This is a genomic window from Streptomyces sp. NPDC088725 (assembly GCF_044751305.1).
In the GTDB taxonomy this organism is placed as follows: domain Bacteria; phylum Actinomycetota; class Actinomycetes; order Streptomycetales; family Streptomycetaceae; genus Streptomyces.
Genome location: NZ_JBIVLO010000001.1, coordinates 19,193 through 33,258 on the forward strand (window position 1 = coordinate 19,193; position 14,066 = coordinate 33,258).

11 protein-coding genes and 1 pseudogene are annotated in these 14,066 nt (G+C 71.1%); 5 read left to right on the forward strand and 7 right to left on the reverse strand.

Going from position 1 to position 14,066, the window contains the following annotated elements; all coding sequences use genetic code 11:
- Nucleotides 1-6: 6 nt before the first annotated feature.
- On the reverse strand, nt 7-4,677 hold the full coding sequence (locus tag ACIP6N_RS00075) for a DEAD/DEAH box helicase (RefSeq protein ID WP_401811572.1): 4,671 nt from the start codon (nt 4,675-4,677) through the stop codon (nt 7-9).
- 83 nt (nt 4,678-4,760) lie between these two features.
- Nucleotides 4,761-5,738: a hypothetical protein gene (locus ACIP6N_RS00080; RefSeq protein ID WP_401811574.1), complete on the reverse strand. Its 978-nt coding sequence runs from the start codon at nt 5,736-5,738 to the stop codon at nt 4,761-4,763.
- An 87-nt stretch (nt 5,739-5,825) separates the two neighbouring features.
- Here ACIP6N_RS00080 and ACIP6N_RS00085 point away from each other — a divergent pair, with 87 nt between their 5' ends.
- A complete protein-coding gene (locus tag ACIP6N_RS00085) occupies nt 5,826-6,020 on the forward strand; it encodes a DUF3046 domain-containing protein (protein WP_401811575.1) in 195 nt (64 codons plus the stop codon).
- Between the two features lie 211 nt (nt 6,021-6,231).
- Nucleotides 6,232-7,350 (forward strand): AI-2E family transporter, encoded by a 1,119-nt coding sequence (locus ACIP6N_RS00090; protein ID WP_401812572.1) that lies wholly within the window; start codon nt 6,232-6,234, stop codon nt 7,348-7,350.
- A 9-nt stretch (nt 7,351-7,359) separates the two neighbouring features.
- On the opposite strand, the gene ACIP6N_RS00095 is transcribed toward ACIP6N_RS00090, so the two are convergent.
- Complete coding sequence (locus ACIP6N_RS00095; RefSeq protein ID WP_401811577.1) at nt 7,360-8,121, reverse strand: hypothetical protein; 762 nt, start codon at nt 8,119-8,121, stop codon at nt 7,360-7,362.
- Complete coding sequence (locus tag ACIP6N_RS00100) at nt 8,118-9,029, reverse strand: hypothetical protein (protein WP_401811578.1); 912 nt, start codon at nt 9,027-9,029, stop codon at nt 8,118-8,120. The genes ACIP6N_RS00095 and ACIP6N_RS00100 overlap by 4 nt, the downstream gene beginning before the upstream one ends.
- Nucleotides 9,030-9,323: 294 nt before the next feature.
- On the opposite strand from ACIP6N_RS00100, the gene ACIP6N_RS00105 reads away from it, so the two are divergent.
- From ACIP6N_RS00105 to recX, 3 genes and pseudogenes are all read left to right on the forward strand, one after another.
- Entirely contained in the window at nt 9,324-10,172 is an 849-nt protein-coding gene (locus tag ACIP6N_RS00105; RefSeq protein ID WP_401811580.1) for an NAD(P)-dependent oxidoreductase, read from the forward strand.
- Nucleotides 10,173-10,813: 641 nt separating this feature from the next.
- Nucleotides 10,814-11,953, forward strand: a complete 1,140-nt coding sequence (gene recA, locus ACIP6N_RS00110) for a recombinase RecA (protein WP_401811581.1) — start codon at nt 10,814-10,816, stop codon at nt 11,951-11,953.
- Nucleotides 11,881-12,474: pseudogene (recX, locus tag ACIP6N_RS00115) on the forward strand (recombination regulator RecX); the annotation flags it as partial. The gene recA and the pseudogene recX, both read left to right, overlap by 73 nt.
- Before the next feature lie 376 nt (nt 12,475-12,850).
- Here recX and ACIP6N_RS00120 read toward each other — a convergent pair.
- The 3 genes from ACIP6N_RS00120 to ACIP6N_RS00130 all read right to left on the reverse strand — a co-directional run bounded on the left by ACIP6N_RS00120 (nt 12,851) and on the right by ACIP6N_RS00130 (nt 14,041).
- On the reverse strand, nt 12,851-13,270 hold the full coding sequence (locus ACIP6N_RS00120; RefSeq protein WP_401811583.1) for a rhodanese-like domain-containing protein: 420 nt from the start codon (nt 13,268-13,270) through the stop codon (nt 12,851-12,853).
- A complete protein-coding gene (locus ACIP6N_RS00125; RefSeq protein ID WP_401811584.1) occupies nt 13,267-13,878 on the reverse strand; it encodes a cysteine dioxygenase in 612 nt (203 codons plus the stop codon). The genes ACIP6N_RS00120 and ACIP6N_RS00125 overlap by 4 nt, the downstream gene beginning before the upstream one ends.
- A gap of 76 nt (nt 13,879-13,954) precedes the next feature.
- A complete protein-coding gene (locus ACIP6N_RS00130; protein ID WP_401812574.1) occupies nt 13,955-14,041 on the reverse strand; it encodes a putative leader peptide in 87 nt (28 codons plus the stop codon).
- Nucleotides 14,042-14,066 lie beyond the last annotated feature (25 nt).

A 14,066-nucleotide genomic window follows, 5' to 3' on the forward strand; every position in this document is an offset into this window, starting at 1 on the left:
CTGGTGTCAGGCGCGCAGGCGCAGGCCTCTCGGGGTGGCGTGGAAGCCCGCCGCCTCCAGCGCGTGGCCGAGGGGTGAGGACAGGGCCGAGGCACCATTGGCGCGCTCCACGGTGACCGTGCCGAGCGAACCGGAGCGTGCGGTGTCCGCCAGTGCCTGGGCGGCTGCCTGGAGCGCGGGATCCTCCGGGTCCTTCGGCCACGCCAGCAGCGTCTTCCCGCCGCGTTCCATGTAGAGCGTCAGCTCGCCGTCGACGAGCACGACCAGCGAACCGGCCTTGCGGCCCGGCTTGTGGCCGGCTCCGTCGGGGGGCTCTGGCCAGGGCAGGGCCGCGCCGTACGCGTTGGCGGGATCGGCCGCGGCCAGGACCAGGGCGCGGGGTGCCTGGGACTCCGCGCGATCGCGGGCCGTCGCCGCCGTGCGCAGCCGGTCGACGGCGCCGTCCATCGCGAACTGCGCCGCGCCCAGGCCCTCCACGACATAGCCGCGGCGGGCCTGCCCGCTGTCCTCGAAGGCGGACAGCACGCGGTACGTCGCCGAGAAGCCGCCCTCGACCCCTTCGGCGGCGACCGCGCCCCGGGTGACGACGCCGTGGCGGTCGAGCAGGGTGCGGGCCAGGGCATGCGCGCGAAGCGTGCGGTCCGGCTCCAGGCCTGGCAGCAGCGACCAGCGGCCGCTCACCGTCGGCGGGCCGGTACGGGACGCCGGCCTGGCCGCGGCGGTGAGCGTGCCGTACCGGCCGCGCGGGACCGGACGGCGCCCGCGATGGGCGGTGGAGCCCGCGGTGCGTCCGGAGCCGAGCAGCGAACGCAGCGGTGCCAGTGTGTCGTTGGTGAGCCGGCCCGACCACGTCAGGTCCCATACGGCGTCGGCCAGTTGGGGATCGGTGGCGTCGGGGTGGGTGGTGGCGCGTACCTGGTCGGCGATCTGCCGGAAGAAGAGGCCGTAGCCGCCGGTGAGCGCGGTGAGGACCGACTCGTGCAGGGCGGTGAGCTCCAGCGGGCGCGCGGGCGACAGCAACAGGGGGGCGGCGTCGGCGAGATGGAGAGAGACCCAGCCGTCCTTGCCCGGCAGGGAGCCGGCTCCGGCCCAGACGACCTCGCCGGTGGTGGTCAGCTCGTCCAGGAGGGCCGGCGTGTAGCCGGAGACGCGAGAGGGGAGGATCAGCTTCTCCAGCGCCGACGCGGGGACGGGCGCGCCCTGCAACTGCTCGACGGCGCGGGCCAGGCCGTCGATTCCGCGCAGGCTGTGGTGGCCCAGATGCTGCCACTGGGGGAGGAACGTGGCGAGTGCGGCAGGCGCCACCGGCTCCAGCTCTTCCCGCAACGCGGCCAGGGAGCGGCGCCGCAGCCGGCGCAGCACCGTCGCGTCGCACCATTCCTGCCCGATCCCGGACGGGTGGAATTCGCCCTGGACGACCCGGCCGCTCGCCGCCAGGCGCTGGAGAGCGCCGTCCGTGACGGCGGGGCCGAGACCGAAACGCGCGGCGGCCGAGGAGGACGCGAAAGGGCCGTGCGTACGGGCGTAGCGGCCGAGGAGATCGCCCAGAGGGTCTTTGACCGGTTCCGTGAACGCCTCGGGTACGCCGACAGGCAGCGCCGTGCCCAGCGCGTCCCGCAGCCGGCCCGCGTCCTCGATCGCCGCCCAGTGGTCGGCTCCGCCGATGCGGACGGTGATGGCACGGCGGGACGCGGCCAGCTCCTCGGCCCAGGAGGCCTGCGCGCCGCGCTCCGCCAGCTCGGCGCCGGTGAGCGGGCCGAGGACGCGCAGCAGGTCGGCGACGCCTTCCACGTCCTTCACACGGCGGTCGTCGGTGAGCCACTGGAGTTCATGCTCCAGCTCGGTGAGGACTTCGGGGTCGAGCAGTTCCCGCAGCTCCGCCTGGCCGAGCAGTTCCGCGAGCAGGCGGGAGTCGAGGGAGAGCGCCGCGGCCCTGCGCTCGGCGAGGGGGGAATCGCCCTCGTAGAGGAACTGGGCGACGTAACCGAACAGCAGGGAACGGGCGAAGGGGGAGGGCTCGGTGGTGGTGACCTCGATCAGACGCACCCGGCGCGACTCGAGGTCGCCCATGAGCTCGGTGAGACCGGGGACGTCGAAGACGTCCTGGAGGCATTCCCTGACCGCTTCCAGCACGATCGGGAACGAGCCGAACTCGCTCGCCACCTGGAGGAGCTGAGCGGCCCGCTGGCGCTGCTGCCACAACGGGGTGCGCTTTCCGGGGCTGCGGCGCGGCAGCAGCAGGGCGCGCGCCGCACATTCCCGGAAGCGGGACGCGAACAGCGCGGAGCCGCCCACCTGGTCGGTGACGATGCCCCGGATCTCGCCCTTGTCGAAGGCGACGTCCGCAGCTCCGACAGGGGGCTGCTCGCTGTCGAAGAACGATCCGGGGCGGTCGGCCTCCTTGTTGCTCCCCTGGCCGCCTCCGCTCCCGGGGCCGTCTCCGCTCGCGAAGTCGTCGTCCAGGAGATCGAAGCCCATCAGATCGGCGTCGGGCAGGCGCAGTACGATCCCGTCGTCCGCGTGCATCACCTGCGCGTCCATGCCGTAGCGCTCGGCGAGACGCGCGCCGAGGGCCAGTGCCCAGGGGGCGTGCACCTGGGCACCGAACGGGGAGTGGATCACCACGCGCCAGTCGCCCAGCTCGTCGCGGAATCGCTCCACGAGGATCGTTCGGTCGTCCGGGATGTGACCGCAGGCTCTGCGCTGCTCGTCCAGGTACGCGATGACGTTCTCGGCGGCCCAGGCGTCCAGACCGGCGGTCAGCAGGCGCAGCCGGGCGTCCTCGGCGGGCAGGGAGCCGACCTCGCGCAGGAACGCGCCGACCGCGCGGCCCAGCTCCAGCGGCCGGCCCAGCTGGTCGCCCTTCCAGAACGGCAGTCGTCCCGGGGCGCCCGGGGCCGGGGTGACCAGGACACGGTCCCGGGTGATGTCCTCGATCCGCCACGACGTCGTACCGAGGGTGAAGACATCCCCCACCCGGGACTCGTAGACCATTTCCTCGTCCAGCTCGCCGACCCGTCCGCCGCCCTTCTTCGGGTCGGCGCCCACCAGGAAGACACCGAACAGGCCGCGGTCGGGGATCGTGCCTCCGGAGGTGACGGCGAGGCGCTGCGCTCCAGGACGGCCCGTGACCGTACCGGTGACGCGGTCCCACACCACCCGGGGGCGCAGTTCGGCGAAGGCGTCGGAGGGATAGCGGCCCGCGAGCATGTCCAGCACGGAGGTGAAGGCCGACTCGGGCAGCGCGGCGAACGGCGCGGCGCGGCGGACCAGGGCGAGCAGATCGTCGGCCTGCACGGTGTCCAGCGACACCATGGCGACGAGCTGCTGCGCCAGTACGTCCAGCGGATTGGCCGGGACGCGCAGCGCCTCGATGGATCCGGTGCGCATCCGTTCCGTGACGACGGCCGCCTGCACCAGATCGCCGCGGTACTTGGGGAAGAAGACGCCCCTGGAGACCGCCCCCACCTGGTGGCCCGCGCGGCCCACCCGCTGGAGCCCCGAGGCGACGGAGGGCGGTGACTCGACCTGGACGACCAGATCCACCGCGCCCATGTCGATGCCCAGCTCCAGACTGGACGTGGCCACCACGGCGGGCAGCCTGCCCGCCTTGAGGTCTTCCTCGACCTGGGCCCGCTGTTCCTTGGAGACCGAGCCGTGATGGGCCCGGGCGAGCACCGGCGGGGCTCCGTTCGCCGCGCCGGACTGGGCCATGATCTCGGCGGGGGAGTGGGCTTCGGGCATGGCCTCGCCCGTGGCACGCTCGTACGCGATCTCGTTCAGTCTGTTGCACAGTCGCTCCGCCAGCCGGCGGGAGTTCGCGAAGACGATCGTGGAGCGGTGCGCCTGGACGAGATCGGCGATCCGCTCCTCGACATGCGGCCAGATCGAGGGTTTCTCCGCCTTTTCCGTCTCCGAGGCCGGGGAGCCGCCCAGCTCGCCCAGATCCTCGACCGGGACGACGACGGAGAGATCGAACTCCTTGCCGGAGGGCGGCTGTACGATCTCCACCCTGCGCCGCGGCGACAGATAGCGGGCCACCTCCTCCACCGGACGCACCGTGGCGGAGAGACCGATCCGGCGGGCCGGGCGCGGCAGCAGCTCGTCGAGCCGTTCCAGGGACAGCGCCAGATGCGCTCCCCGCTTCGTGCCCGCGACGGCGTGCACCTCGTCCAGGATCACCGTCTCGATACCGGCGAGCGCGTCACGCGCGGCGGACGTCAGCATCAGGAACAGCGACTCGGGGGTGGTGATCAGGATGTCCGGCGGTTTCGTGGCCAGCGACCGGCGCTCGGCCGCCGGGGTGTCGCCCGAGCGGATGCCGACCCGCACCTCCGGTTCCGGCTTCCCGAGCCGGACGGACTCCTGCCGGATCCCCGTGAGCGGGCTGCGCAGATTCCGCTCCACGTCGACCGCGAGCGCCTTGAGCGGCGATACGTACAGCACCCGGCAGCGTTTCTTCGGCTCGGCGGGCGGTGGCGCCGACGCCAGCTGGTCCAGGGCGGCGAGGAACGAGGCCAGCGTCTTGCCCGAGCCGGTCGGAGCCACGACCAGTACGTCCGAACCCTCCTCGATGGCGCGCCAGGCTCCCTCCTGCGCCGGGGTGGGCGCGGAGAAGGCCCCTGCGAACCAGCTGCGGGTCGCGGGGGAGAAGGAGTCGAGCGCTGACCGTGCCATGCCCCCATCGTGCACCCGGCCACTGACAAACGCCCGGACCTGGGGAAACGGTCGGTGGCAACCAGGATGTACTCCGCCGTCGCTCAGCAGCGCCGCCGGCCGTCGTGCCCCGTGCCGGCCGGCGTGAGCGGGCGGCCGTAGGCGCGCAGCGTGCGCAGCGCCTCGATGGTCACGAACGGCCGCCACTCCAGGGCACTGCCCGGTGCCCAGGCGCGCCGGGCGGCCGGCCATCCTCCGTCCTCCTGCTGTCGCGCGGCGAGGAAGTCGAGCGACCGCTCCATCTCCTCGTCCGTGAACCAGCGCCGGGCCAGCGACCCGGGCACGCGCGCGTAGTCGTGCGGGAAGTGCTGCTCGTCCGGTGCGCGTCCCGGCGGGACCGGGTGCTCGGCGCGACGCCCCGGACCGAGGACCGCGAGCCCGCGCTCCCGCACCATCCTGCCGAGCCGGTGGGCCGCCGTCGCGGCCCGGGGACGGTCGGGGACGCCGTCCAGGAAGGCGATCGCGGCGAAGACCTCGTGAGGAAGCGACGTCTCCAGCGTCTCGACGGCCCGCCAGCAGAAGTCGGTGGCGCGGAAAAGCCAGGCGTGCCACACCTCGTTGCGGTGCAGCAGCCCGACCACCGGGCCTGTCGCGAGCAGTGCGCCCTGGGGCGCTTCCCCGAGCGGGAGGAACGGCGCGTACGGATAGCCGCGCAGGGAGGGGTGGAGCGCGGGCAGCGCCCCCTCCGGGGTGGAGACCGCCGTGAGATAGCGGCAGATCTTCTCCACGCGCGGCCCGTCGCAGCGGCCCACGGTGTCGAGGACGCGCAGCGCGTACGCGGTGTGGAGCGGCTGGCTGACGGGACCGCGCAGATCCGGGTCGAGCGCGTGCCCGTACCCGCCGTCCTCGTTGCGGTACGCCGTGAGGGCTGTCTCGACGGCCTGTTCGCCGGGGTCGTCGCGCGCTCCGCCGCTCAGGAAGTGGTAGGCGAACCGGCGCTGTTCGAGCACCCGGGCCGTCAGCCAGACGAAGCGCTCGGCGCGGGCGAGGGGAGAAGCGGTTGGTACTCCTGTTCCAGCCATGTTCCGACCGTAGGCCGCGCACGCCCGGCGGCAGGGGGCGTGGGCCCAGCTGCACTCTCAGGAGCGCGATAACGCGATAATGAAGGCATGCGGTTGACGATTTTCTGGGAGCGGATGGCGGACCACTTCGGCGCGGCCTACGCCGATTCCTTCGCGCGCGACCATGTGATGGCCGAACTGGGCGGCCGTACGGTGCACGAGGCCCTGGACGCGGGATGGGAAACGAAGGACGTCTGGCGCGCGGTCTGCGCCGCCATGGGCATCCCGGCCGACAAAAGGTGACATCACCGCTCATACGACCTGTGCGCGGCGTGAAGTGACCCCGGCCGTGCGTGGGGATGTCGTACCTGTAGGCGAGACTTGGCCCGTGGCATCACAGACTGACGAGACCGTGCAGGGGACAGCGACCAGCACCCCGGTGGACGCACCACCGCCCGCGACGGCCCCGGGCACACCGCGTCCCGCGGGCACCGGGGACGGCGGTCGGGCCGGCATGCCCCGCTGGCTGCCCAAGGCCCTGGTTCTCGCGCTGGCGCTCGTCGCCTGCTACCAGCTGGGAAATTGGGCGTTCCACCAGCTCATCGGGCTGCTGATCAACGTACTGATCGCCTTTTTCCTGGCGCTGGCGGTCGAGCCCGCCGTGAGCAGGATGGCGTCCCGGGGCATGCGGCGCGGACTCGCCACGTTCCTCGTCTTCTTCCTGGTGCTGATAGCGGGCGCCGGCTTTGTGGTGATGCTCAGTTCGATACTCGCGGGACAGATCGTCGACATGGTCGAGGACTTCCCCCAGTACCTCGACGCACTGATCAACTGGATCAACAGCACCTTCCACACCACGGTCTCCCGGGTCGACGTCCAGGACAGCCTGCTGCACTCCGACTGGCTCCAGCGGTACGTCCAGAACAGCGCGAGCGGCGTGCTCGATGTCTCCACCACGGTCCTCGGCGGTCTGTTCCGGCTGCTGACGATCTTCCTGTTCTCGTTCTACTTCGCGGCCGACGGCCCCCGGCTGCGGCGCGCCCTGTGCTCCGTACTCCCGCCGGCCAGGCAGGCCGAGGTGCTGCGCGCCTGGGAGATCGCGGTCGACAAGACGGGCGGCTACATCTACTCCCGCGGCCTGATGGCGCTCGCCTCCGGTGTCGCGCACTACATCGTGCTGGAGATCCTGGGTGTGCCGTATGCGCCGGTGCTCGCGGTGTGGGTGGGTCTGGTCTCCCAGTTCATCCCGACCATCGGCACGTATCTGGCGGGTGCGCTGCCCACTCTGATCGCCTTCACCGTGGAGCCGTGGTACGCGGTCTGGGTGCTCGCGTTCGTCGTGATCTATCAGCAGTTCGAGAATTATGTGCTCCAGCCCAAGCTCACCTCCAAGACCGTCGACATCCACCCCGCGGTGGCTTTCGGCTCCGTGATCGCCGGTACGGCGCTGCTCGGCGCGGTCGGCGCGCTGATCGCCATCCCGGCGGTCGCCACGCTGCAGGCGTTCCTCGGCGCGTATGTGAAGCGGTACGACGTGATGGACGACCCGGAGGTGCGGGCCCCCAGGCGGCGCGGCCTGGGGGCGCTGGCCGGGCGGGTCCGGCGGGTGCTGCGCGAGGGCAACGACGCGTAGCACGGACCCTTACGCGGCCAGGAGGTCCGTCAGCCTGTCGCGGACACCGTCCCGGCCGCCCGACGTGGCCGGTACCAGCCTCTCCCGGTGCTGCGGGTCCCGGGAAAGGACATGCAGCCGCCCCTCGTTACGGGCCAGGATCAGGTCGGTGCTGGCGCCTGCCGTCTCGGCCGATCCCTGCGCGGTGTACTGGGTGACGGTGACCAGCGCGGAACGCTCCGATCCGGTGAGCACGGCATCGGCGTCCACTGACGGATCGCTGTCCGCCGACGAGCCCCGGGGCAGCCAGTCGGTGAGCGTCCGGAGCGCCTCGTCGAGCTTGTACAGGCCGACCTGGTGGACGCCGAGCGCGTCGATGCGGACCATCAGGCAGATCCGCTCGGGCTGGGGGAGCAGCAGGATCCGCCACGGCTCGCCCGGTTCCGTCCCGGTCGTACGGGCGTCGAGCACCTTCCTGGCCCGCTGCTGGAACGCCACAGCGATGCCCAGGTCTCCCCGTACCTGGACCTCCTCGCCGGAGGAGCCCGCCAGGAGCAGCTGGCGTGCGGCCAGCGAGCGGACCGCCTCGGCGAGTTCGTCGTCGGACGGCCGGGCCTCGAGGAAGTCCACGATGGCGTCCACAGCGGTGAGTTCGGCGATGGTGTACGCACCGAGCAGCACCGGCCCGGTGTTCACCAGATCCACCACGGCCGAGACCAGCCCGTGCGGAACGGATGCCTCGCCCGGCCCCTGCGACGACGCCGGAGGCGTGCCGCGCTGATCGTCGCTCATGACGAACCTCCTGTCGGCCATCCGTCCACGGCGGGTGCCCTGCGGCTCTCACGGAGAACCGCGGCGGCGGTACGGGACGGGGTCTGCGTCACCCATACGTCGGAGTTGCCGAACAGGCCCCGGCCGCCCCTGTCGGACAGCGCCTGGCCCAGCTCGCCGGTCAGATCCGGCCGGTCGGGCGGCGGGAACCGGGCCGCGAGTTCCTGGGACACGGCCGTGACGTCGTCGTTCGCCTCGATCCGGTGCAGTGCCTGGGTCAGGGACCGCGCGATCGGCGGCGTCAGGGACGTGGGCACCGCCAGAACCGGCGTGAGATACAGCGGGTGCCGCTCGGTCATCCGCGACAGACCCCAGGGCCCGACGTTACTGTTGGTGAACTTGTACACCACGTAGTCCACCAGGTGCCGCAGGTCACTCGGACGGGGCAGTTTTGGCCCGCCGAACGCGGCCGGGGTCTTCTCCAGCTGCACCCAGGTGCCCTGTTCCGTACGGCCGTGCAGTTTCTCCCGTACGACCTGTCCGCGCATCCCGATGTCCGGGTAGCGCGTCTTGTCGATGTCGCGGTGGTGGCTGGACAGCCGCGGATGGCTGCCCTTGGCGAACCGCCACTTCTCGTACAGCCGCGGATCGTCCACCAGCACATGGCCGCCGCGCAGCACGTCCCGCAGCTGTGGCACCTGGAGTCCGTGCCGCTCCAGATCGTCAAGGATCACCGCTTCCTCAGGACTGAGGCGCTCGGCGGCTTTGACCAGGCCTTTCCGGTACGATCCGGCCCGCGCGGTGATCTCGATCATGAGCCGCACCCTGGCGCGCATCTGTCCGGCCCGCCCGGCGTGGACGTTGTCGGAAGCCGCCTTGCCGGGCCGCTCAGCGCCCGGGACGAAGGTCCGCGTGTGCTTGCGCTTCATCTGGCCAGTACAGCACGACAGGCAGGTACGCGCAGGGCCTGGCGCCGGCCGCCGGGAGCGGGAGTGGGGAGGTCCTGCGGGGACGACGGCCCGGTCGCGAGTCCGGCTCGGTTCTGGCGTACCACGGGCACCGATTCACAGCCCGGAGCCGGGCGTCCCCGCGTGCGCGACTGCCGCGTATATATGCATTCGGGTCATGGCCTCGCCCGCATTCCTCCCGGAAGCGGGAAGGACCTCATCGACGTACGCTCGAACGGAGCAACGACGACACCCGCCCAAAGCCAGGAGATCGCCATGGCCGGAGTAGGTTTCGTAGGACTCGGGGACATGGGTTCGCGCATGGTGCCCCATCTGTTGAACTCCGGCCACCGCGTGGTCGTCTTCGACCTTGTTCAGGACCGTGTTCGTGCGATGACCGCCCTGGGGGCTGTCGCGGCCGACAGTCCGGCCGCGGTCGCACGCGATACGGATGTGGTGATCAGCAGCGTCATGTCGGACGACATACCGGCGGCACATTGGGGACAGGACGGTGTCCTCGCCGGAGTACATCCCGGATCCGCCCTGGTGGTCCTGTCGACGACGACTCCTCACATGCTGGACGCGATCGCCTCGCGGATGCCCGCCGGAACTCACCTGGTCGACGCCCCTCTCATCGGTGGCGTGCGCTACGCGTCGGAAGCCAAGTTGACCGTGTTGCTCGCAGGCTCCGACGACGCGATGGCCCTGACCGAACCAGTCCTCACGCCTTTCGGAGACGTTGTCCGCGTAGGGCCGCTCGGTTCGGGCGTGGCCTACAAACTGATTACCAACGTGGTGGTCATGGCAGCCGAGGCCGGTTTGCGAGAAGCCCTCGACCTGGCCGATGCCCTCGACTGCTCGTACGACACCACGCTCGACCTGCTCGCCCGCGGTCCGATGGCCGCCGTGGTGAAGCGCGCCCTGGACCGCGACAATCCGCGAGCCATTCGCGACTCGGCCCTCGACTTCGACGTGCTGCTCTCCGCCGACGACGGCGACAATCTGCAGATGTCAGCGGCCGGACGCCGCCGGCTCTGGGCCGCGGTGGAAACGGCGTCCCCTCCCCCGGTCTTCTTCGACCTGACGACACACACAACGGCCCTTCCCGAATTCCGCACTCGGTAGAGGTGGCGGGTGGCGGTTTGCCCTGGAAGCCACGGGCCGAGACAGTGCGCGGATGGCCCCGGACAGGGCCTGGTCCGGTTGCCGTCCTCGAAGCCGCCGGGGGTATCTCCGAGGTGGGTGACAACACGGTCGCGGCCCGCATCCGGGTGCCGCGAAGCGGTCTCGCCAGGACGTGAATCCGCCCCACCGCCGGGGCCGGCGGACGCTACTCCTGCGCCGTCCAGGGCCACCTGCGTCGCCGCGTGTCCGTGCCGCCACCACCGGTGTCGGTGCTGACCCCGCCTTCCCGAGGGTGCCGGGACGAGTGCGGCCAAGGCCTTTCTGCTCCTGATCCTGCGACTCGCCCGCGAACCCGACCTGAGCGGACAACGTTCAATGGCGTAAAGCCGAGATGGTCACAATCCAGTGGCAATCGGTCAAGGTTCGCTGTCACAGGACATCGGGCGCCGGTGCGCCACGGGGGCCGGCGTGGCGCGCTTGACAGTAAAATCGAACATCCATTCTTATTGAGTTCCGGCCAGTTCGCCGGACCGGCCGGCTGAGTTGTCCACAGGCCGGGAGGCCGTCGGGGCGCGTTGTCAGTGGCAGGGGATAGCGTCGATGACGTGAAGCGATCGACTCAAGCAAATCGGGTGGAATCAATGGCAGGAACCGACCGCGAGAAGGCGCTCGACGCCGCGCTCGCACAGATTGAACGGCAATTCGGGAAGGGCGCGGTGATGCGCCTCGGTGACCGGCCGAACGACCCCATCGAGGTCATCTCCACCGGATCGACCGCGCTCGACGTCGCGCTCGGCGTCGGTGGGCTGCCGCGTGGCCGCGTCGTGGAGGTGTACGGACCGGAGTCCTCCGGTAAGACGACGCTGACCCTGCACGCGGTGGCGAACGCGCAGCGGGCCGGCGGCACCGTGGCCTTCGTGGACGCGGAGCACGCGCTGGACCCCGAGTACGCGAAGAAGCTCGGTGTCGACATCGAGAACCTGCTCCTGTCCCAGCCGGACAACGGCGAGCAGGCGCTGGAGATCGTGGACATGCTGGTCCGCTCCGGCGCGATCGACCTCATCGTCATCGACTCCGTCGCGGCCCTGGTGCCGCGCGCGGAGATCGAGGGCGAGATGGGTGATTCGCACGTAGGTCTGCAGGCGCGGCTGATGAGCCAGGCGCTCAGGAAGATCACCAGCGCGCTCAACCAGTCCAAGACCACCGCGATCTTCATCAACCAGCTCCGCGAGAAGATCGGTGTGATGTTCGGCTCGCCGGAGACCACGACCGGTGGACGCGCGCTCAAGTTCTATGCCTCGGTGCGCCTCGACATCCGCCGTATCGAGACGCTGAAGGACGGTACGGACGCGGTCGGCAACCGCACCCGCGTCAAGATCGTCAAGAACAAGGTCGCGCCGCCCTTCAAGCAGGCCGAGTTCGACATCCTCTACGGCCAGGGCATCAGCCGCGAGGGTGGCCTGATCGACATGGGCGTGGAGAACGGCTTCGTGCGCAAGGCCGGTGCCTGGTACACGTACGAGGGCGACCAGCTCGGCCAGGGCAAGGAGAACGCGCGCAACTTCCTCAAGGACAACCCCGATCTCGCCAACGAGATCGAGAAGAAGATCCTGGAGAAGCTGGGCATCGGTGTGAAGCCCGCAGACCTCACGGCCGGACCCGGCGCGGACGCGGCGGCCGCCGCTGTCACGGCCGCGTCCCCGGCCGACGGCACTGCCAAGTCGGTACCCGCACCTGCCTCCAAGGCCAAGTCGGCCAAGGTGGCCACTGCCAAGAGCTGATTCGGACCATGCCTTACGCGAAGAGGCGGCGGACGGAACAGCGGGACGGCGGCTCCGGCTCGTCGGGGACCGAGCAGGAGCGGCCGCCCCAGGATCCGGCGGAGCGGGCGCGGGCGATCTGTCTGCGCCTGCTCACCGGGACCCCGCGCACCCGTAAGCAGCTGGCGGACGCGTTGCAGAAGCGGGAGATCCCTGAGGACGTCGCGGAGGAAGTGCTCTCCCGCTTCGAGGACGTGGGACTGATCGACGACGCGTCGTTCGCGGACGCCTGGGTCGAGTCCAGGCACCACGGCCGGGGCCTCGCCAGGCGCGCCCTCGCGCGTGAGCTGCGCACGAAGGGAGTGGACTCCGCCCTGATCGACGAAGCGGTCGGGCAGCTCGACTCCGATCAGGAGGAGGCGACCGCGCGCGAGCTGGTCGCCCGCAAGCTCCGTGCCACCCGCGGTCTGGACCGCGACAGACGGCTGCGGAGACTCGCGGGCATGCTGGCCCGCAAGGGCTATGGCGAGGGCATGGCCCTGCGGGTGGTCAAGCAGGCGCTTGAGGAGGAGGGCGAGGACACGGACGGGCTGGACGAGAGCCTGTACTAGCGACCCCCGGGCAAGGCGCCTCGGGGCAAAGTGCCCCGGGCAAGCGCCCCCGGGCAACCGGAGCCGCAGTGGGAGCCCTTGTCACGGCGCCAGTTGCAGGCCCTCACACGGTGCAGGCCCTCATGCGGTGCGAGCCCTCACCCGGTACAGGTCCACTCACAAGGGGCGGCGCCGCACGGTGAGATACGGCGGTCGGCGAGGCCCGGTGGACCGGGTGCCGTTGAGATCCGGCGGTCGGTGAGACCGGGTGCCGGTGAGACCGGGCGCCGGTGAGACCGGGCGTGGATGAGAGCAGGCGGGCGACCGGTCAGCGGGTGACCGGCAGTCCCTCGGCCTTCCATGCCTGGAAGCCTCCGACGAGGTCCGTCGCGCGGTGCAGTCCCAGCTGGCGCAGGGAAACCGCCGCGAGACTCGACGCATACCCCTCGTTGCAGACCACCACCACCCGCAGATCGTGGCCCGTCGCCTCGGCCGCGCGGTGGCTGCCCTGCGGGTCGAGCCGCCATTCCAGCTCATTGCGCTCGACCACGAGCGCGCCGGGGATCAGCCCGTCGCGGTCCCGCAGTTCCGCGTACCGGATGTCCACCAGCAGGGCGCCGTCGGCAGCGGCCTCGTAGGCCTCACGCGGACCGACCCTGTCCAGATCCTCGCGGACCCGGTCCAGCAGCTCGTCGATTCCCACCGGCTCTCCCACCGGATCTATTCGCCCGCTCGCCGCCCCGCTCACTGCCACTCCTCGGGGACCTCGACCTGCTCCAGACGCAGGACGGCGCCGTTACGGCTGTAGCGACGCATCATCGGCAGCGGCGGGTAGTACGCGTGCACCGAGATCGCGTGCTCGGTCTCCGACTCGTTGCGCACCTCGTGCACGTGGTGCCTGCCGAAGGCCCGTCCCTCACCGGCGGCCAGCCGGCGCTCGCGGTCGACGCCCTCGGCCAGCTCCAGGGTCTTCCACCCCTCGGTGGGCAGCCTGACCGCCAGCGAGTCCTCCTGGAGCGCGCCCGCCGCCGTGGAGAACGCGCCGTGCGAGCCGCCGTGGTCGTGCCAGCCGGTGCCCGTGCCGGGCGGCCAGGCGATCAGCCACGCCTCGCTGCCCGCGGGGCCGTCGAGCCGGATCCACGTACGGCCCTCGGGGTCGAGGGGGAGCGAGGCGACAAGAGCGGCGTCGGCCGCCGTCCTGCGAACGAAAGCGAGCAGTGCGGCAGCGGTGGGACCGGAAGCCGCGGATGCCGGAGCGGGTACAGCCGCAGGTGCCGGGTCGGATACGGCCGCAGGCGCGGAAGCCGGCAGCGGGGAGGCGTCAGAGCCTGCGTCGGCACGTACGGGTACAGACATGGTGACCGTCCTGAATGGTTCGCGAGAAGAAGCGCTGCCGGGATACGTCACAGCGAGCGCGGGGAAAGATGGCGAATCAGCAGGTGGGGCGACACACACAGCCCGCATAGCGGACGAGGTCCACATGGACCCGTCGCCACAGGCGTACATCGGTGTCGGTCACGTTCGGTACTACACCACGAGTACTC